This window comes from Pseudomonas sp. PAGU 2196 (assembly GCF_022179005.1).
Taxonomy (GTDB): Bacteria; Pseudomonadota; Gammaproteobacteria; order Pseudomonadales; family Pseudomonadaceae; genus Aquipseudomonas; species Aquipseudomonas kermanshahensis.
The window spans coordinates 62892-82932 of the sequence record NZ_BNTL01000002.1; the positions used below are offsets into that span (position 1 = coordinate 62892).

20 protein-coding genes are annotated in these 20041 nt (G+C 62.2%); 1 reads left to right on the top strand and 19 read right to left on the bottom strand.

The window, feature by feature from the left end:
• Nucleotides 1-203: 203 nt before the first annotated feature.
• The gene (locus MFF34_RS01710) at nt 204-845 is read left to right on the top strand and encodes a hypothetical protein (RefSeq protein WP_027591997.1); all 642 of its coding nucleotides are present in this window, start codon (nt 204-206) and stop codon (nt 843-845) included.
• Between the two features lie 60 nt (nt 846-905).
• Here the strand turns inward: MFF34_RS01710 and MFF34_RS01715 are convergent, their stop codons facing one another.
• The 19 genes from MFF34_RS01715 to MFF34_RS01805 form a co-directional block, all read right to left on the bottom strand.
• Nucleotides 906-2432 carry a SulP family inorganic anion transporter gene (locus MFF34_RS01715; protein ID WP_172960331.1) on the bottom strand — a complete coding sequence of 509 codons (1527 nt, stop codon included), beginning with the start codon at nt 2430-2432 and terminating at the stop codon, nt 906-908.
• 198 nt (nt 2433-2630) lie between these two features.
• Nucleotides 2631-3350, bottom strand: coding sequence for a carbonic anhydrase (locus MFF34_RS01720; protein ID WP_238209817.1), 720 nt, complete (start codon nt 3348-3350; stop codon nt 2631-2633).
• A gap of 392 nt (nt 3351-3742) precedes the next feature.
• The gene (gene traF, locus MFF34_RS01725; RefSeq protein WP_238209818.1) at nt 3743-4282 is read right to left on the bottom strand and encodes a conjugative transfer signal peptidase TraF; all 540 of its coding nucleotides are present in this window, start codon (nt 4280-4282) and stop codon (nt 3743-3745) included.
• Entirely contained in the window at nt 4279-6102 is a 1824-nt protein-coding gene (locus MFF34_RS01730; protein ID WP_027592001.1) for a type IV secretory system conjugative DNA transfer family protein, read from the bottom strand. The genes traF and MFF34_RS01730 overlap by 4 nt, the downstream gene beginning before the upstream one ends.
• A 45-nt stretch (nt 6103-6147) precedes the next feature.
• Nucleotides 6148-6687: an IncP plasmid survival protein KfrC family protein gene (locus tag MFF34_RS01735; RefSeq protein WP_143491050.1), complete on the bottom strand. Its 540-nt coding sequence runs from the start codon at nt 6685-6687 to the stop codon at nt 6148-6150.
• Nucleotides 6688-6698: 11 nt separating this feature from the next.
• Nucleotides 6699-7409, bottom strand: coding sequence for a TraX family protein (locus MFF34_RS01740; protein WP_238209820.1), 711 nt, complete (start codon nt 7407-7409; stop codon nt 6699-6701).
• Between the two features lie 5 nt (nt 7410-7414).
• Nucleotides 7415-9109: a DUF2235 domain-containing protein gene (locus MFF34_RS01745; protein ID WP_238209822.1), complete on the bottom strand. Its 1695-nt coding sequence runs from the start codon at nt 9107-9109 to the stop codon at nt 7415-7417.
• A gap of 68 nt (nt 9110-9177) precedes the next feature.
• Complete coding sequence (locus MFF34_RS01750) at nt 9178-9882, bottom strand: hypothetical protein (protein WP_238209826.1); 705 nt, start codon at nt 9880-9882, stop codon at nt 9178-9180.
• Nucleotides 9882-10487: a muramidase gene (locus MFF34_RS01755; RefSeq protein ID WP_238209828.1), complete on the bottom strand. Its 606-nt coding sequence runs from the start codon at nt 10485-10487 to the stop codon at nt 9882-9884. The genes MFF34_RS01750 and MFF34_RS01755 overlap by 1 nt, the downstream gene beginning before the upstream one ends.
• A gap of 11 nt (nt 10488-10498) precedes the next feature.
• Nucleotides 10499-10801, bottom strand: a complete 303-nt coding sequence (locus MFF34_RS01760; protein WP_238209830.1) for a TrbM/KikA/MpfK family conjugal transfer protein — start codon at nt 10799-10801, stop codon at nt 10499-10501.
• 13 nt (nt 10802-10814) lie between these two features.
• The gene (gene trbL, locus MFF34_RS01765; RefSeq protein WP_238209831.1) at nt 10815-12587 is read right to left on the bottom strand and encodes a P-type conjugative transfer protein TrbL; all 1773 of its coding nucleotides are present in this window, start codon (nt 12585-12587) and stop codon (nt 10815-10817) included.
• A gap of 15 nt (nt 12588-12602) precedes the next feature.
• Entirely contained in the window at nt 12603-12848 is a 246-nt protein-coding gene (trbK, locus tag MFF34_RS01770; RefSeq protein WP_238209834.1) for an entry exclusion lipoprotein TrbK, read from the bottom strand.
• Nucleotides 12849-12858: 10 nt separating this feature from the next.
• Nucleotides 12859-13659, bottom strand: a complete 801-nt coding sequence (trbJ, locus tag MFF34_RS01775; RefSeq protein ID WP_238209836.1) for a P-type conjugative transfer protein TrbJ — start codon at nt 13657-13659, stop codon at nt 12859-12861.
• A gap of 22 nt (nt 13660-13681) precedes the next feature.
• Complete coding sequence (locus MFF34_RS01780) at nt 13682-15073, bottom strand: TrbI/VirB10 family protein (protein ID WP_238209838.1); 1392 nt, start codon at nt 15071-15073, stop codon at nt 13682-13684.
• A 6-nt stretch (nt 15074-15079) separates the two neighbouring features.
• Nucleotides 15080-15523, bottom strand: coding sequence for a conjugal transfer protein TrbH (locus MFF34_RS01785; protein WP_238209840.1), 444 nt, complete (start codon nt 15521-15523; stop codon nt 15080-15082).
• 2 nt (nt 15524-15525) lie between these two features.
• On the bottom strand, nt 15526-16416 hold the full coding sequence (trbG, locus tag MFF34_RS01790; RefSeq protein ID WP_186679206.1) for a P-type conjugative transfer protein TrbG: 891 nt from the start codon (nt 16414-16416) through the stop codon (nt 15526-15528).
• Between the two features lie 10 nt (nt 16417-16426).
• Nucleotides 16427-17176 carry a conjugal transfer protein TrbF gene (locus MFF34_RS01795; protein ID WP_186679210.1) on the bottom strand — a complete coding sequence of 250 codons (750 nt, stop codon included), beginning with the start codon at nt 17174-17176 and terminating at the stop codon, nt 16427-16429.
• Nucleotides 17173-19731 carry a VirB4 family type IV secretion/conjugal transfer ATPase gene (locus MFF34_RS01800; protein WP_186679213.1) on the bottom strand — a complete coding sequence of 853 codons (2559 nt, stop codon included), beginning with the start codon at nt 19729-19731 and terminating at the stop codon, nt 17173-17175. Before MFF34_RS01800 ends, MFF34_RS01795 begins: the two co-directional genes overlap by 4 nt.
• Nucleotides 19728-20039, bottom strand: coding sequence for a conjugal transfer protein TrbD (locus tag MFF34_RS01805; protein ID WP_186679215.1), 312 nt, complete (start codon nt 20037-20039; stop codon nt 19728-19730). Before MFF34_RS01805 ends, MFF34_RS01800 begins: the two co-directional genes overlap by 4 nt.
• Nucleotides 20040-20041: the final 2 nt, after the last annotated feature.

A 20041-nucleotide genomic window follows, 5' to 3' on the forward strand; every position in this document is an offset into this window, starting at 1 on the left:
AATGCAGCCTGTGAAATGAACTTCACGAAATTGCCCAATGCCCTGAAAACCGCGCGCTTGATAGGATATGGCGCAATAGTGGCATACCGATATGCCAGAGCAAGCACACGTTTGCGCGGTTTATAACAAATACGTCTTAGGTATTCTGTATACCGAGCTAATTTAGTGTCTTCCGTTTGACACGTAATGTCCCTGGAGTTGTCATGAACATCGCTGCTGTACGCGAGCAGATTAGCCAAGCCCATCAACACGAACTTGAAACCGGCCAACTGAAAGAACGTCTAGAGCTACAACTGCCGCATTTGCACCCCTCGATCCAGCTACCTGAGCAGGACGCCCAGGGTAGTTTGGCGCGTTTCGTCAGCGCCTATATCGACCAGGTTCCAGAGCTGCTGGAGGCTGCCCACGAGGTAGCCCGTGAAGCGGGGATCGAGTCGCAGATCAAACCGGTACTGAAAATTGCCGAAGCTTATTTCCAGCAGCCGCCCACGGTGATGCAAGGGCATGTCGGGCTGGATTGCCTGCTGGACGAGGCCTACCTGGCGCATCGCCTGGTGGAGGAGGTCAACGACCTGTACATCCGCCACTTCAAGCAGCCGTTGATTCCGTTCGACACCACGATGGCCAACCTGATTGCCCATCAGCTGATCGGCGAGACCTTCGCCAACCAGCTCGATGAAGTGGTGCATCATTCGGTCGACGAGATGCTCAATGACGAGAGCTTTGCGGTGGAATCGGTGGAGGCTTATCGCGAGAAACTGAGCAGCCCGGAAACCGGCAACGCCTGGAAGCGTTGGCCGTGCCTGTCGCGTCAGCTGGGTGTTGAGCTGGGCCAGCCTGCCTGATACTCCTGTCCTGGCCTCTTCGCGGGGCNNGCCCCGCGAAGAGGCCAGATCAGGCAGATGCTAAGCCCCGACTCCCGCCGTCGTCCGCAGCCGCCCCTCGATGCGCCGCTTCAAGCGCCGCTGCTCGATCAACAAGCGCGACCCATTGGCTGCATTGCTCCGGCCCCAGTCCTCAAGCAGTTCCAGGCATGAGTGGTCGATATAGCTGAGGTTGCCCAACGGCACATGCAAGGTGGTCCCCGCCGGCACCGTGTCCAGCACCTGGGTCAACGCCGGCACCTTGAGGAAGGTCGCAGCGCCACTCAGGCGCAGTTCCATGTGCCCAGGCTTGCCCAGGCTCACCAGGTTGATTTTCAACCGCGCCGCCTTGAAGGCCAGCTTGAGCAAGGTCAACGCAAAGCCCAGCAGTACACCGGTCAGCAGGTCGGTGAAAATGATCGCCAGGGCCGTTGCCGCATAGGTGAACATCGGCATGCGGCCATACCGGCCCAACCCACGAAACGCCTTGAAGTCCACCAGCTTGATGCCGGTAAACACCAGCACACCCGCCAAGCTCGCCACCGGGATTTGCTGCAGCACACTGCTCAACACCACGACAAACGCCAACAGCCACAAGCCATGGAAAATCGCCGAGGCTCGGGTCTGTGCGCCGGCCTGGACATTCGCCGAGCTGCGCACGATCACCCCGGTCATCGGCAGGGCCCCGAGCACACCGCACAGCATATTGCCGATGCCCTGGGCGGACAGTTCGCGGTCGAAGTCCGAGCGCTGGCCGCTGTGCATACGGTCCACCGCGGCAGCCGACAACAGGGTCTCGGCACTGGCAATGAACGCCAGGGCGAATGCCGCCACCAGCAAGGTCGGGTCGGCCAGGTTCATCAGGTCATCCAGGCGGATCCAGTCGATGGCCTCGGAAAGGTCTGCCGGCACCTGCACCCGGTTCACCGGCAGCGCCAGCCACAGGCTGATGGCGGTCATCGCTGCTACGCCCAGCAAGGCACCGGGCACGAACCGCAGCTGTTGCGGCCGCAAGCGCTCCCAGCCCCACATGATGGCGATGGTACCCAGCCCAAGTGCACCGGCTTGCCAGCCGGCCCCTGCGCTTTCCAACGGCAGGGCTGCGGCCAGGGTTGCCGGAAACGCCAGCAGGTTCTGCATGCCCGAAGGCTGCGGCGCCGTGTCGAACATCACATGCACCTGCGACAGCACGATCAGCACACCAATACCCGCCAGCATGCCGTACACCACGGCCGGTGCCGTGACGCGGAACCAGCAGCCCAGGCGCAAGCGCCCCGCCAGCAATTGCAACAGCCCGGCCAGCAGCAGGATCGGCCCCAGCATGGCCACGCCGTGCTGGCGCACCAACTCGAACACCAGCACCGCCAAGCCGGCGGCAGGGCCACTGACCTGCAGCGGCGAACCCGCCAGGAAGCCCACCACGACGCCACCGATAATGCCGGTGATCAGGCCCTTGGCAGGCGGCATCCCCGAGGCGATGGCGATGCCCATGCACAAGGGCAGGGCGACCAGAAATACCACCACCGACGCCAACAACTCTCGCGGCAAGGCCGCTTTCAACTGTGTCATGTTCACCGTGTTTCTCCATTTATCTGTTGCACGGCCATTCCTCTGGCCGTGAGCACGTTGGCCCCTGAAAAACGCGCAGGCGCGGGCCGCCAGCGAGCATGCCGGCAAGGCAATCAGGGAATTCAAGGCAGCCGAAGGCCGTGCCACACCCCTACAGGGTGCAGCCGGCTATCAAGGTTCTAGCGGTGGAAGGGTCGCTTAGTAGCGGCCTCTCGGGGTAGCGCAGGGGATCGGCTCGCCCGCAGCCAGGGGCAGGAAGCTGTCGCTGGCAGCGTCATAGGCTTCGATCTTGCTGGTCTCGATGTCGTAGACCCAACCGTGGATATACAGCTCACCCGCCGCCAGGCGCGAGGCGACCGAGGGGTGAGTGCGCAGGTGATGCAGCTGGGCGATGACGTTTTCTTTGGTCAGCACCTGCATGGTCTCGTGCTCGCTGCCGCAGGAGCAGTTGTTCTCGACCACGGTGCGTGCCACTTCGGCATGGCGCAGCCAAGCGGAAACCGTCGGCATCTTGGTCAGCGATTGCGGGTTGAGTACCGCACGCATCGCGCCGCAGTCCGAGTGGCCGCAGACGATGATGTGGTGTACACCCAGTGCCAGTACCGCGTATTCGATGGCGCTGGAGACGCCGCCGTTCATCTGGCCATACGGGGGCACCACGTTGCCGACGTTACGGGTCACGAACAGGTCGCCTGGCGAGCTTTGGGTAATCAGCTCGGGGACGATGCGCGAGTCGGCACAGGTGATGAACATGGCGCGTGGCGTTTGCGCGGTGGCGAGCTTCTTGAACAGCTGTTGCTGCTCGGGGAAGACGTCATGGTGAAAGCGCAGAAAGCCGTCGACGATGTGCTTCAGGGCGGCATCGGCGCTCTCGGCGGGTACATCCGGAACGACCTTGGATGGGTCCTTGACGGGCATGATTCATCCTCTTGACGGTGTGAAGGTAAGTCCATTTTACCGGTGAAAGATTCAGGCTATGCAGGGATTTAGATGACGCGCACAGGCCACAGATCACAGTCTTCGTTGACTGATTGCCTACGCTAGCGGGGAAAACTTAACTGAAACTTAATTCGGAGGCTCTAGAACAGGCGTTCCAGATAGGTAAGGCGGGATTTGAATAATAGCAAAAAAACATCAATTGCCTAGTACCATTACTGTAATTATTCACTTGGATTAGTGGTACTAGGGTTACCTGTAGGCGCAGCCTTGTGCTGCGAAGAGGCCGGTAGCCGCACCAAACATCGATTGCAGGCTACCGGCCTCTTCGCAGCGCAAGGCTGCTCCTACAACGGCCCGATCGAGCTGCTGGATTACAACGGCGTTTTTCGCCACACCAGCCAAGGCTCGACCACCTCGTCCAATTGCGCTTGCGGCACGGCCCCGAAATAGCGGCCATCAAACGACAAGCGGCTGTAATCGGAGAGCATCAGCACCTCGTCACTGCCCAATCGGAAGTGCGCCAACGGTGGCTGCGGCATGGGGCGGCCACTCGGGTCTTGGTGCAACGGCTGGCTACGCACCTGCAACTGCCCGTTGACGCTAACCCCCTCGGCAGTGATCTGCACGTCGTCACCCGATACCGCGACCAGCCGCTTGAGCAGGTGCATGTATCCCCCAGGGCAGGTTCCTCCGGCCAGATAGCCGCGCGCGTGCGCTAGCTGAAACACAGCCTCCTGCGGCGGGCAAAACATCACCAGGTCGCCTTTTTCCGGTGCCTTGTCGACCACCCAGTAAATGCCCGGCGGAAAACTGCTGGTGACGTTAAGCCGCGCACCACCCCACAGCACCATCGGCACTGCGCAAAACGCCAGAATGGCCACGACAGCGGCCACGCTCAACGGCCGTTTCATGCCGGCAACTCGATGGTGCGGTCGCTTTCACGCGGTGCCGGCACCTTGGCGCGGGCCAGGAATACCGGGTCCTGGAAGTACAGCGGTTGCTTGCCATAAAACGCCGGGTAGCCTGCGCAATACACCACCATGTCGCCGGCTTCCTGGATATTGCCCTGGCCATCCTTGCGTGGGCCTGGCATGCGCAGGGCCTCGTCGGTGGTCAGCAGCGGCCGCTGCACTTCCTGAAGGGTGCGCGACACCTGGCCCAGCAATGCGCTGGAACGTCGCCCACTGGTGGTCACCTGCTCTTTGACGATGGTGGTCTGCCCGGTGAGTTTGGACAGGTGCTCCGCCGTTTCCACCCGGTTTGGCGGGTAGGCGTTCTGGATGTGGCAGTTGGAGGTGATGCTCTCGTTCTGCCCGTAGAACTCCTGCAACTGCGACAAATCTTGGATGATCAGGTAGCACTTGATGCCATAACCGGCCACGAAGGCCAGCGACTCCTGCATGATGTCGAGCTTGCCCAGGCTCGGGAACTCGTCGAGCATCATCAGCAGCCGGTGCTTGTAGTGCGCCTTGGGCCGGCCGTCCTCGAAGTCCATCTTGTCGGCCAGCAGGCGCACGATCATGTTCACCAGGATGCGCACCAAGGGGCGCAAGCGCGCCTTGTCGTTGGGCTGAGTGATGATGAACAGGCTGACCGGGTCGTCGTGGTTCATCAGGTCGCGGATCTTGAACTCCGAGCGGCTCACGTTGCGCGCCACGATCGGGTCACGGAACAGCGACAGGTACGATTTGGCGGTCGACAGCACCGAGCCGGCCTCTTCGGCAGGCCGGTCGAGCATGTCACGTGCAGCCGACCCCACCAGCGGGTGGTTTTCGCCATCGAGGTGGCCGTAGTGGGTCATTTCCGCCCACAGTTCGCTGATTGGCCGCGACGGGTCGGCGAGCATGGCGTCCAGCGCCGGCAGGCTGGCGACACCACCCTCGTCCTGCGAGCGGTAGCACAGGTGCAGGATGCAACCCACCAGCATCGCCTGGGAGGTCTTCTGCCAGTGGTCGTTGAGGCCCTTGCCGTCCGGGTCGACGATCAGCGTGGCCAGGTTCTGCACATCGCCCACTTCGAACTCGGTGCCCAGGCGGATTTCTTCCAGCGGGTTCCAGCCCACGCAGCCATTGGCGGTGGCCGGTTCGAAACGCAATACCCGGTTGCCCGCATGCTGCTGGCGCCAGCCAGCGGTGAGCGCCCAGAGTTCGCCCTTGAGGTCGGTGATCACCGCACTGTGCTTCCACGACAGCAACGTCGGGATCACCAGGCCAACGCCCTTGCCGCTGCGCGTCGGGGCGAAGGTGAGGATGTGCTCCGGGCCGTTGTGGCGCAGGTAATGCAGCTTGTTGCGCTTGTCCAGCCAGGCGCCTACGTACACACCATCGTCAGCCAACAGGCCGGCGCTCTCGATATCCTTGCGCTCGCCCCAACGCGCAGAGCCATGAAGGAACTGATTGGCCTTGGAGCTGTTGCTGCTGATCATGCGGATCACGACCATCGCCATCATGCCGACGCCGCTGACCAGAACCCCCAGGGACCCGGCGCGCAGCAAGGTGTCTTGGTACTGATCGGACCAGTTGGCGGCCCACACCAGAATCATCCATGGGGCGTAGACGCCATTCAGGTTCGCCCCCAACGCCGCATGGTTATTGAACAGGTAGGCGAAGTACTGGGTGGCAGTAGCCAGGCCGGCCAGCAGGCAGAAAATGGCCAGGATGGCCTGCCCCGTGTTGCCGCCACTGCGCTGGCCGCCGCGGATCTGCGGGCCCACAGCGTTGTTATGTTTCATGGGTTCGCTCCGTGAACGAAAGGATGGAATAGGGAAGGTGCTGGTTCATGGCGAGGTTGTGCGCGAACGCCCGATGTCCTGGGCCTGGGTACGCCGCTGCGCCTCAGAAAGCGTGCGCTCGGCCTGACGTTGCAAGCTCCATTGCTCGACCAGCTCTGGCTGCTCGGCGCGCAGTTGGCGCACCGCCAACTCCTCGATGCGTGGGGTGTACAGGCCCATGCCGTGGTGCAGCTCCTGCACTCGCTCCAGGCGGCCTTGCAACTGCTGCAGCCGTGCCTGGCAACGCTGGTTGCCCTGCTCCCAGGCGGCGCGGGTGGAAGGCAGGGCCAGCCAGCCCGGGCGCGAGGCCTGGTTCTGCTGCAATTGCGCCTGCTGGCGGTCCAGCATGGCCTCCAGGCGCTGCTCCAGGGCCTCGGCCTGCTCGGCCTTTTGCTCGACGCACTCGCCAAGGGCCTGGTTGTAGCGTGCTTGCACCGGGCTGGCGTCCAGCAGCGCGGTCTGCTCGGCGGCCAGCGCCTGAGCCTGCGCCTCCAATGCCTGCCCGGCATCGTCGAGCGGCGGCTTGGGCGGTTTAGGCTCGTTCATGGGCATCTGCTTCATATCAGGAAGAGGTATCCGGCCTTGGCCATCGGGATGCGAATCAGCCACAGCGCCAGCAGGTGCAGCGGATAATAGGCGTAGAACAGCCAGCGCCAGCGCGGCAGGTCAGGCCTGACCCAGCGGGCGGCCAGCAGCACCGGCAACGCGGCCAGCGCCCAGGCATTGCCGTTGATCGGCGTTAACGCTGCAAGCGCAAGCACGGCCCCCACGGCCGCCAGCAGGTTCGAGCGCCGCACGTACCAACCCACACACAGCCCCAGCAGCACGGCCGGCCACCAGAATTCGACCCAGGCACCGCCCACGACCACCACCAGTAACGCCAGCCCCCAGAACAGCGGCCGCCCTTGCGCGGCACGGTCGCAGGCTTCGGTCGCCAGGGTAATCACCAGCAAGGTGAAGAGGATGTTCAGCGGATAGCCGCCGTACAGCAGCCCCCCAAGGGCAATGAACGGCGGCGTCGCCAACACCCCGAACAGAAACAGGCGCAGCGCAGTGCGCCGGTAAGCACCGTTTTCCATTGTTCCCGGCCGCGCCAGGTTGTACGCCAGCACGACCACGAACAGCGGCATCGCCAAGCGCCCTGCCTCGAACAGGTAAGGCAGGGTCTCGTTGAACAGGTACTTGTTCACGTGGTCGCCGGTCATCAGCAACAGCGCCAGCCACTTCAGCGCTTCCACCGTACCGTCGGCGAGTTGCAGGCGCGGCATCGAAATCACCGACGCATGGCCTGGGAAAGCCCGGTATCGAGCTCCAGCTTCGGCGCCACATCACGGGCCAGGTCGCCGATGCCTTTCTCGTGGACAATTGCCGTGCTCTTGCCTACCTGGAAGTTGCGGCTCGGGTCGACGTCACGGCGGTCATGAATGACGAACTGGTCGGTCTGGCCGACCTTCTGCAGGATGTGGTGCTCGTCCATGTCGACGACCATCCCGCTGACCGCCTTGCGCCCGCTCTCTGAAGCTTCGCCGATACTGGCCGAGGGGTTGAGGTCGCGCGCTTTGTCTTCCATGGCCTTGAACGAGTCGCTGCGCTGCTGGGCCTGCGGGTCTTGCTGCTGGCCCTGTTTGGCGCCGTCTGGGACTGGCACCGCTTGCAGGTTCAGGCTCTCGATATAACCAGCGCTGGGCCGTGAAGCCGTAAGCTCGCCAGACAGCGTAGCCACTTGCTGCTGTGAAGTGGCGGCCCTTTCCGACATGAGCTCGGCATACAGCCCTTTGCCCTCTTCTATCGCCTGCTCGCGCGAGTCAATGCCCAGGAAGCGTGCCGAAGCGGACAAGGCATCTTGCCCCAGCGATTTAAGGCGATCACCGATCCCCTCAACGGCTCGGGAAACGCTGTTGCGGCTAAGCCGATCATCGTTCTCGAAGACTACCCCGCGGCCATTGGTCTCGTGATCGAAGGGGCGAGCCTGGCGGTCAAAGACGTTGATCATGCCGCGTTCCATCGGGAAGGGCATATTGTCCACTGTCTGGAACGAGCCATCCGCGTTGCGGCTGAACGCGTTCTCACCTTTCAACAGGCGCGAGTCGATGAGCGCTTGCTCAACTTTCTCCGGGCTTTTGATCAACGTGTTGTACTGCTCGATGCGCTGAACATCCTCCTGCAGCATCGGCTTCATTTCTATACCGGCCGACTGCAGGCGATCGTGCATCACCGCCAATGGCCCGGCTGCCAGCACATCGTCCTTGTAACCACCGCCGACCTGCGAATGCGCGCCGGCAAACTTCAACTCCTCGATGCGCGAGTTGTCGTCGTTACGCAGGGCACTGGTCAGGGGGAACGTGTCGCGGTACTCGTTCATCGCCACCAGGTGGGTGGTCGAATCGATGTTCTTGCTGATCTCCAGGTTCTTGCCCAGATGGGTATCGGTATTCGACAAACCGTCAGTGGCGACCGTGTCGAAGATACCCAGCTTGTTGACGTGCGCCTGGCCTGGGGGAATCAAGTATTCCCCGGTCGCTTTGCCCTGGTCATCGAGTTTGGGGACGCCACGTTCGATGAACTCGTTGGCCAAGGCGCGGGACTGCGATGCACCGCGGCTGAAGCCGACAATGTTGACGTCGATCTGCTGGTCCGGGTACTTGTTGTGAAAGGCCACGATGGAGTCGTAGGCCTGGTCGATACGCTCCTGGGCACCGCGGCCGGTTGCGCCTTCGAGCAGCGAACGCCCGCTGGTACTGGATTGGCTGCCAACACCATCGAAGTAGACCTTCTCCGATTGGCCGGAGCGCTCCTTGGCGTCGTACTGCTGCGGTTCATGCCCCGAGTTGCGCGCCAGGTTGGTACCTTTGGCGGTGTCCAGGTCATAAAGGCGGGCAACGTTGGTCTGCGTGCCTTCAGGTGTATTCAGATCTTTGTTGTTACCGGTGCCGTCGAAGTACACCGTAAAACGCATTGCATCACTCATTTCATATCCCTATGGATCATCCCGCCGCCAGGACAGGACGAACGCTCCAAGACATTCTCGAACCCGTATCAGGCACCCGGTTTGTTTAGGGTCACGATCAGATCGTGGACACCATCACCGGCGCTTCGGGTGTAGCGTTCGAAGAATGCTTCGCCCAAGTTCAAGAGTGGGGACCCTCGCAGCGACTGCCCTGCAGCACGGATCGCCAAAGCACCAAAGCTTTCGCCCATGGCGGCAACACTCTTGGTGCGGTCAGCGGGATTGTCGTAAGGCTTCTGGTACCAGGTCGAAATCTGATACTCGACGTTCTGCGCCTCCAGTGCCTCATTGAGGTGTTTGGCCAGGGCGAACAGCGATTCCTTGATCAGGGTGGGGTCTATTTCCTCAGCTTTCATCACCGCTTCTACGGGTAGGGCAGCAGCGCCAATCAAGTCCTCATGGGTATAACCCTTCATCGGCGGAAACACGCCTTCGGGGAGTTTCATGCCCGGGGTGTAGGGCTGGTACTGGCCTTGATTGTCTTGCATGGAAAGCTCCTTGGCTTGAAGTTCAGAAGAGGTGGCAGGCAGGAGCATGCAGGCTCCCAGCACGAGGGGTACGAGCGCGCCAAGGCGCAGCCGCGGCCAGAGGCGGCAGGGGCGGCGCGATGCCTTGTCGGTAACGGGGGTGCCCATACCGAGAGTGGGTAGGTTCAATCTTTCTCTCCTTGCATCCGCCTCGCGGCGGGTCCCTGTATCGTTTCGAGATGCGGCTACTGTGACCAGCGAATCCATCATTTGCTCCCCATCACCAGCCCCCGGGGCACATAGGCTGACGTGCCCACGGGTTGCGGCAAGACCGGCTGCTGCACGACAGCCGCCTTCACCGCCTGCGCGGTGTCGACCACTGCCACGGACGCCTCGGCCGGCGTGCCGGAGAATACCGCGCTCTGCGCCACCTGCTGTGTGGCAAAACGGGCATCCAGCCAATCGGCCCAGTAGACAGCGCGGCGCATGATCTGTTGGCGGTAACGGGCATTGATGGCGGGGGTGCGCGAGTGGTAATTCGCCACCCGCGTCCACAAGTCGCCGCGGTCATTGCGCACGTGGCCACGGATGCGCCAGGCGGCCAGCTCGTAGGAGTAGCAGCCGCCTTGCTCGACATCCTCAGGGGTGATGCCGTAGCGCGAGAGCTCGCGCAGGTAGGCGGTGTTGAACTGCATGGGGCCCACGTCGTAGGTGCCATTGTGGTTGCGCACCCACTGGCCTGGCTTGCCACCTTCCTGGCCGGACACGGCCAGGACGATGTTCACCGGCAGCTCGTATTTGACCGCCGCCATGATCGAGCAGGCGATGGGTTCGCTCAGGGCCGGGGGCGGAACGTCAGCGACAAATGGCATCGTGGCGCGCCTCAGATGACCTTGCCGAACTTGTTGTTGATCGACTTGGTTTTTTGCGGGTCGGCGGCCTCGCATTTGTCGAGGAAGGACTGGCGAGCGTCCGAGGTCTGGCTCAGCTTGATCTTGCCCTTCTTCTTTTTGACGATGCTGAAGTAGTCGCCGACCGGGCCACTGCAGTTATCCACGACACCCGCCCCCTTGAGCTTGCCCCACATGCACAGGACGGTGGCGCAGGGGTCTTTGGCCTGGGCGGGCAGGGCGACGGCGAAACTGACGGCCAGCACGGCGGCTGGGAGAACCTTTGCAATTTTCATGAGCACTCCTTGTTCAAGTCCTGTCCTGTTTGCTTTCGCTGAAGCTCTTCACTTCGGCATCGGGTTCGAAGTCACGGCTGGCCGATCGAGTGTCCAGGTTCGAACGACTGCTGGAACCCGGATCGGAGATTTCCTTGGCAATACGCCCGGCGAGCGACTTGTCGATATGGGACTGCGCAACCCGCCCCACGCCAGAGGCCAGGTTGGCGCCCATTTGCAGGGCTACGCGGCCTGCTGATGCCATCTTGCTGGAGGCTGCGTTGCTGCCCCCCTCTGCAGCGCCACCCTTGCCACCGGTGGCACCCGTGCCACCCTGTGAACCCGAACTGCCCTCGGCAGATCCGCCGCCGCCGGCTGATGCCGCCTCTGCAGCGCCAGAGCCGGAGCCCCCTGCTGAAGATGACTCTGATGCCCCACCCGCGCCAGATGCGCCGGATGCACCGGATGCACCGGATGCGCCCTCGGACGAACCGCCACCGGAAGATGCGCCGGATGATTCAGCACCTGACGATGATTCAGAGGATCCACCCCGGGAGGACGATTCGCCTCCCGCAGATGAGGCCGCCTGGGCAAGGCCTGATGAGGCGGAAGCTGTCGATGAGGCCAAGCCCATTACCGAGCCCAGAGGGCTGGCACCGCCGCTGGAGCTGCTGCCGCCAGCGCTCCCGCCACTTGGGCTACTGGGTGACCCCAGCATCCCCGTCATACGCGACGCGATATCCCCACCGGCGGAGGCCGTCGACTGCGCACCCTTGAAAGCGGAATGCAAGGCCTGCGCGGCGCCCATCAGGTTCGCCCCACCTGTCATCATCGCCGAAGCGCTCTTGCCCATCATCGACGCAGCAGTGGTTGCTGCCCCCAATGCCGCGCCGGCACCAAAGTTGCCGACACCGGTAGACGCACTGCCGGCTCCACCCACCAGGGCTGCGATCATCGGCGGGATCTTGTTCACCAGTATCAACAACAGTACCGAGGTCACCATCATGACCGCGAGTTCCTGCACAGCGACTTTGTCACTGATACGGGCCGCAAAGGTCTGGATAAAGCTCTTGCCAATCGCAACCAACAGCACCATGGCAAACAGTTGCGCACCGAGCCCCAGTACCGCGCGGAAGTAGTTCAGCGCCATGTCGGACGTCCAGCGTGAACCGCCAAACCCCAGGAAGAACACCCCCGCGTACAGCAGGAACCAGCTCGATGCCAACAGCACCAGCAGGTTAATAGCCACAATGGCCAGCACCAGCAAAATACCAATGGCCATGAACTCCATCGTCAGCTGGCGGCCCATTTGGTGCCAGCTCAGCTTGCTGGTTGCCTTGACGGTTTTGTCATACAGCTCGAACCCAAGGTCGACGATCGACGACGGCTTCAACTCGGTATTACCGAGGTGCCCTGCGGTGGCGCCGAGTTGGCTCATCGACTTAACGATGCTGTCGGCGATTTTCAACCCGCCCATGGCGTTTTGCAGCAACCACCAATACAACCCGAACACCACCATGAAACGGATAAGTTCGGAAAAGAACTCACCGATGTCGGCCTTGCGCATCAGCAACATGCCGAACGTCCAGACCATGGAGATGGACGCCAGGGCAAAGAACAGCCGCGATGCAGCGCTCTGGATCGCAGGCAGCCAGGTTTGGGTCGCGTCGTCGAACCTCTTAAGCACCTCATCCATGACGCCTGAGCTGCCTAACTGCCCTGTCGCCGCATGGGCAAGCGTCGGAGTTGCGAGGCAAACAGCAACCAGCAGTACACTCAGGAGCAATTCCCGACGCGTGCCAATCATGTGCGTAATCCCACCTTAGTATTTGCTTTCCGGGCTTTTCTCAAACTTCCACTCGGTCATTTCCTGCGCCGCGTTGAAGCTTCTGCACCCGTCGATGAATTCGTTTCGATTGGCCTCTTTAGAGAGGCTCGACAGGTTCTTTTCATAGGTGCCTTTGGCGCAGTTTTCGGCCGTTGGCTCAGGGACTTTTTCCTCGGAACAACCGGCCAGGTTGAACAGCACGCCCACGGCGATGGCGAGTTGCAGAATGTTGCTCTTCATGGTGCTTTCCTCAGTATTTGCCTTCAGGGCTTTTTTCGTATTCCCACGTCGTGACGCGTCTTGCCTGGGCCTCACCGCGGGCCTTTTCATCCAACTCAGCCGCCGCGCGGTTGGCAGTCGCAGACTGCTCAGCCAGCATCAGGCTGCGCAACTGCAGTAGTTGGTTGGTCTGTTGACTGGCCAACTGGTTGGCATATTGAATCGCCTTGACCTGGCCATCTGCCGTGCTGGCCGCTTGCTGAAGGCGCTCCAGCTGCCTGGAATCGGCCTGCAAGTTCTCTTGTTGCTGCTTGATGCTTTTGAACAATGCGTCGTTAGCCGTTTTTTGCGATTCGGAGGCCATTGCTTCATGCTCGGCGAGCTCCGCCTGGTCCTCCTCGGTGCAGGTGCCGAGGCCGAAGCAGGGTGAGCTTTTGTAGTAACTGGTGTCGCGGTACTTGCTCAGGTACGAATCAAGGCTCCCCGCCTGAGTCGTGTAGTAATTGATCATGCTCTGGGCTTCCATCAACTTGTTGATGGTCGAATTGGCCTGGTCCCAGATATAGGCAGCCGGTGCGGCCGTGTTCTTCAACATATTCTCGTACTGGTCGAGCTGCTTCTTGTACTGCAACGCCTGGGTCGTGTACTGCTCGATCTGTGTTTTGTATTCTTGGATCTGCTTGGCCGTCTGGGCAATGTTCTCGGCTACCCCCAGCTGGCTGATGCCCGCGTGTATCCCGTCCACAACAGGGATACCGGCATGCGCCTGCAGGGTGAACCCCAGACCGGCCAGCAGCGCAATGGTGGGTTTCAACAAGGCCGTGTGCTTCATGTTGCTCTCCTTGGCAAATGGTTCAGTAATCGAAGGACTGGTAAGGCTTCGAGAACGTCAGGTCCTTGGTCACCATCACGTTGAAGCGATAGCCCGGACGGATTTCGAGGGTTGGCGCGATGTTCAGGTTCTTCGAAATCATCTGCGCGGTCACCTCGCCCAACTGCTGGCCGAGCGCCTCGCTCATGGCGCTGCTGGCGGTCTCACGGTCACTGCTGTCACTGCTGGCACGGTCCTGGCTGAGGCTAATGCCGGCGACGATGCCGGACATCAACAAGGCCGAGCCGAAGATCCGCACATAGTGGTTGTTGACCTGATCGTTGAAGCCGGAATAGCCGGCGCTGTCGCTACCCGGCATCGAACCGATGTCCATCGCCTTGCCATCCGGGAAGATGATGCGCTGCCAGGCGACCAGTACCCGCGACTGGCCATAGGCCACGCTGCTGGAGTAGGAACCGACCAGGCGCGAGCCCTGTGGCAACAGCAAGTGCTTGCCGGTAGCGGTGTCGTACACAGCCTGCGCGACCTGAGCGATGATCTGCCCAGGCAACTCGGAGTTGATACCGGCGATCATCGTGGCAGGGATCACGTAGCCCGCGCGCAGCTCGTAAGGGCTACGGGGTGATTCCATGGTCACGTCCATCTTCCAGCGGTCGCTGTTCTCCGTGGTGCCGAACTGGTTGTAGTCCTTGCCAGCGTTGCTGGCGGCTTGCACCAAGAACGGCGAATCGCCCTGCGCACCGCCGCCACCGCCCCCGCCCCCGCCTGAGCTGATCGCCTTCAACTCGGCCATGCGCGCCTTGTAGGCTGCGGTCGGGTCACTGCGCGAGGCCTCTTGCATACGCTGGCGTGCGGCAGCGATGCGGGCCAAGGCGTCCTGCTGGCTGGACGGGGCGCCGGCAGCGCCGAGGCTTGAGCCAGCGCTGCGCGGGGCCTCTACCCGGACGGTACTCTGCGCCCGGACGGCCTCCTGGAACTGCTGCATCTTCATTTGGCGGATGCGTTCCAGTTCTTCACCGTTGACGCTCGGCGGCATCTCGCGCGGCGGCATAGGCGGGGCATCGAGGTTGCTCGGGCGTACCACCTGCAAGCTGGCGGGCTGCGGTGCGGGCGTGTCGTCCAGAGTCGGCATGGCCGGCGGCTCAACTTTGCTGGGGATGATCCCATCTTGGTCCATGCCATTGATCTGCTGGGCAAACATGCTGCTGTTGCCGGCTTTTTCCGCTTTCTTTTCCTCAGGCTTGTCCTGCTCTTCGGCACGATCGGCCGCCACCAGCAGCATGATCAGCAGAAACACCATGGCGGCGGCGCCAATCAGATAAATCGGCCAGTTGTTGACCCGACGCACACCGCTGTTGCGATGCAGTTTGCCGGGCGATGCGTCCGGCGACATGACATCGTTCTTGCTACTCATCACACGTCACTCCTTGCGTACCCAGGCCCCGGCGGCCAGCACCTGGCCGTTCTGCACCGCGTAAACACGGCTCAAGGACTCACGCCCGACCAGCAGGGTGACCCGATAGAGGTCGCTGTCCTTGGGCGCATCGACGATGTAGTTGACCTGCAGCGGCGCAGCCGCACGCGCCGTTGCGGGTACCGGCTGAGCCTTAGGGTCAAATTCCTGTACCGAGAAACCGGAGGCGCGCAATGCGCTGACCAGGGATACGCCGTAGCCGTCAGTGGTTTCCTGGGCGATACGCAAGCGCGTGCTGGCCGGCGCGTGCACGACTGCCAGTTGGCGCGCGGTGGCGCTCGCCAGCTGCTGATTGATCGCCGGCGTGGTTCGGTCGGCGAAGTTGCCGTAGGGCCCGTGAGCACAACCCGCCAGCCACAGGCAAACGAAGGGTGCGATCCATGCGCGCATCGTTATTTACCCCTCTGGATGGTGACGCGGTCCTGCGACTTGCCGACGCCAGCAATCAGGATGGCCTTGTCGAATACGGTGTCGACGATGTAGCGGTCGCCCTGAACCCGGTAGTTGACCATCACGGTCTCATCATCCTTGAACCAGCCACCGTCCTTGCGCACGACCACCAGGGCCGGCGCTTCGGTCTGGCCCATGGTGCGTGGCATCTGGATGATGGTCTTGCTGCCGTCGTTGTACACACGCACCGGCTTCCAGGAGGTTTCACCGCTGACGCTGTAGTCGAAGTTCAGGTTGCCCAGGTATTCGCCGGTTTCCGGGATGGTCGCCTTACGGCGCTCGGTGGTTTCGCGGTTCTTGATCAGGTTCCACTTCGCCAGCGCTTCTTCCGGGTAGGTGAAGGCGACTTGCGGCATGTACTCGGTACGGTGCGAACGCAGCTTGAAGTGGTAGGTGCGGCGGTTGGTGGTGACCACCAACGAGGTCTCCAGGCCCACATCCATCGGTTTGATGATCAGGTGCTGGACTTCGCTCTCGCCCACGCCGGTAATCGCCGGCTCGACTGTCCAGCGCGCGGTGTCGCCGAGGTTGATCGAGTTGACCTGCTCACCCGCCTGCAAGGCGATGTCGCAGACCTGCAGCACGGCGCAGACGATGCTCGGCTGCTGGGCGCCGAAAATGAAACGTGCGGTGCCGTCACCGCCATCCACTGGCTTGATGCCGGTGGCACTGGCCTGCTGCCAGCGCTGGGAAATCGCCAGTGCGGCCTTCTCCTGCGCGGTCAGGGTCGGGTTGGCATCGGAAAAGTACAGATCGGCGGCGCTGGTGCCCGGCGCAGCCTGCGCGAACGCGGGCAAAGCCGCCGCGAGCATGGCGCAAAGGTAACGGTTCATGGTCGATCCTTCAGAGTTGCTTGGACCAAGAGAAGTCACGGACGTAGGTCCCGATCGGGTTCATCCGTACTTGCTCCTCGCTGGTCTGGGTAGTGGGTTCGGCGGTGTAGGTGGTGACCAGGGCGCGCCAGGTGGCCTTGCCCTTGAGCATGCCCTGGCGGTCACGGGTGACTTCTTCCCAATCCACCTGCCAGGTCTCCGGGGTCTGCTGCATGACCGAACGGATATCGACACTGACGGTTTCTTCGGCGGCACGTACGAACGGGCTGGCCTCCTTGCTGCCGTTGAGCCACTCGTTCATCTTCTGGGTCGCCGGGTCATTCGGCCCAAGCAGGGCGTATAGCCGGAAAATGGACTTGCGCAGCAGTGCAACGTCGGGGGTGACCGTGCGCGCATCGGCGATAAAGGACGCTATCTGCGACTTGATGACCCGCAGGTCGACCGGTACCGCGACCTGCGCAGGCGCTACAGCCATTGGCTGGCCGAGCTTGTCGACCTCCACCACATAGGGCACGAACTTCGACTGGCTGCCGATGTGAATGATGCCGCCGACACCGGCGAGGGCGACCATCATCGAGAGGATACCCACCACCTGCCAGGACTGGCGGGAGGTCACCAAGCTACCAACATGGTCATTCCAGGTGCGGCGGGCCGTCAGGTACGGGTTGTCGAGGACGGCGCCCTGGGGCGTCTCTGCTTTGGCGGTAGCATTGGCGGGACGCTTGAAAATGAGTCCCTTGATGCTGTCTGCGAGGTTCATGCGGCGACTCCATAATCATTCAGTCTCAGGCCCCTGGCAGCCAGCCATTCCGCCACCCAGGCATTGCCATATTTGGCTTCCAGGCGCTTGATGGCAGCCACGGACTCTTTGTCGGAAGAGCCGACGAAAGCCAGGGCCAGTGGGCCCAGCGCCAGGTCGTAAAGGCGTCGGCCGTTTTCCGACACGTAGTAGTACTGGCGCTTGGGAATAGCGGTGGCCAAAATCTCGATCTGCCGGGCGTTGAGGCCCATGCGGCGATAAAGGGCAGCGGTGTCCTCGTCGCGGGCATAGACATTGGGCAGGAAGATCTTGGTAGCGGTGGACTCGACGATGACGTCGAGAATCCCCGAGTTCGCCGCGTCCGACAGGCTCTGGGTGGCCATCAGCACCAGGCAGTTGGCCTTACGCAGTACCTTGAGCCACTCACGGATCTTCTCGCGGAAGACCGGGTGGCCGAGCATCAGCCAGGCTTCGTCGAGGATGATCACCGCCGGCTGGCCTTTGAGCGCGCATTCGATGCGGCGGAACAGATACAGCAGTACCGGCAGGGCGTACTTGTCGCCCAGGTTCATCAGCTCTTCGATCTCGAACACGGTGAAGTCGGAGAGCGACAGGCCATCTTCCTCGGCATCGAGCAAGTGCCCCATGGTGCCGTCGACCGTGTACTGGCGCAGGGTCTCGCGCACGGCTTCGTCCTGCACGATGATGCAGAACTCAGACAGGGTGCGGGAGCCGTCGCGGAACATGGTCATTACCGCGTGGCCGATTTCGTTGCGCTGCGCGGCAGTGGTTTCAAGGCCATTGAGCGCCAGCACGGTATCCAGCCACTCCATCGCCCAGGCGCGATCACCTTTGGTTTCGAGGAACTGCAACGGGCAGAAGGCCAACTGTTCGTCGTCTGCCGCCACGGTGAAGTGGCGCCCGGAGCGGCCATTGCTTTCGGCGCGAATACCGGCCGCCAGCGGGTACATCGACATGCCCTTGTCGAAGGCGAAGATCGACATGCCCCGATAGCGGCGCAGTTGTGCGGCGATCAGCGCCAGGTGGGTCGACTTGCCCGCACCGGTCGGGCCGAACATGAAGGTATGCCCCAGATCGCGTACATGCAGATTCAGGCGGAATGGCGTGGCACCGCTGGTCACGCAATGCATCAAGGCTGGCGACAGCGGCGGGTAGAGCGGGCAGGGCGCATCGGCGCTGCCGGTCCAGATGCTGCTGGTGGGCAGCAGGTCGGCCAGGTTCAAGGTGTTGATCAGCGGGCGACGCACGTTCTCTACGCCGTGGCCCGGCAGGCTGCCCAGGTAGGCGTCGAGGGTGTTGATGGTCTCGATGCGGGCGGCGAAGCCCAGGCGCTCGATGGCCTTCTCGACACTACGTGCGGACTCTTCGACACGCACACGGTCTTCGCCCATCAGTACCACCACGCTGGTGTAGTAACCCTGCGCAACCAGGCCGCTGTTGACCTCGGCGATGGCATCGGCCGCGTCCTGCACCATGGCCAGGGCATCCTGGTCGATGTTGCTGTTGTTGGTGTTGAATACCTGGTCGAAGAAGCCACGGACTTTCTGCTTCCACTTCTTGCGGTACTTTTCCAGGTGCTGCACCGCTTCATGGGTATCCATGAAAATAAAGCGGCTGGACCACCGGTACTCGCAGGGCAACTCGGCCAGCGCCGAGAGAATGCCGGGTGCCGACTCCAGCGGGAACCCTTCGATGGCCACCACCTGAATGAAGTTGCGGCCGATCTTCGGCACCACGCCGCCCCAGAGCTCCTTGCCACCGATGACAGCATCCAGATACATCGGGTTGCTCGGCAGCAAGACGGGCTGGCTCACGCCGGTGACACAGAACTGCACCCAGCTGAGCAAATCGTCATGGGTGATGTGCGCGCCTTCCTCGGTGATTTGACGGTTACCCTTCAGGCGGGTCAGCTTGAGCACTGCGGCCAGGCTGCCCTCGACGCTCAAGCAGTCGCGCTTGAATTGCTCGATCAAGTTGCGCGTGCGCAGCTTGGCGTCCGGTGGCGCGGTGTCGTCGTCGAACATCAGTTCGACGAACTTCTGCTGGGCCAGCATCGGCGGGAAATAGGTGAGGCTCAGCACGAAGTAGCCTTCGTACATGGTCCCCAACGACTCGAAGTAGGCGCGGCGCTCTTCGTCCATGGCTTCGGTCAGGCTGTCAGCGAAGTGTGAGACGCCTTGGGCGGAGTAGTTTGCCGCCGGGCGGCGAACCGCATCCACGTGGATCATCCAACCGTTGCCCAAGCCAGCCAAGGCCTGGTTGATCCGCAGCGAAACCAGTTCACGCTGGGCGTCGGTGCTGCTGGCGTTGTCGTCACCCCGGTAAAGCCAGGCGGCCATAAAGGCGCCGTTCTTGCCCACGATCACCCCGTCGTCGACCATCGCCGCGTGGTTCAGCAGGTCGGACAACCCGGCCTCTGTCGAACGGTGCTTCTTCAGCTTGAGCTCCGCATCCACCTGCAGCAGACGCTGGATCAGCAGCAGCACCAGCAGAGCACCGAGGGCTGCGATGGCGTACGCAATACCTTCGATCATTTGTATTGACTTCCCTGACTTGGAGGATTGTCCCTGAACGGTGTGCTACGCGCCGGGTAGTAAGGCTTGTAGCGGCGGTGACGAAGGTAGACGTGGCGCATTTTCGAGTCGGACTTGGCCATTACGCGGAAGACGAACAGCGAGCCGAACCAGAGCACCAGGCCCACCACGGTTGCCCGTACTTCCTGGGCGCTGAAAATCAGCGCGAAGGCGAGCAACCCGGAGAACATCACCAGCTCGCGATCCCCGCCCATGAACAGGTTGTCCCGGTTGCCGGCCCGCCGGATGGGAATCGTGCGCAGTGCCATAC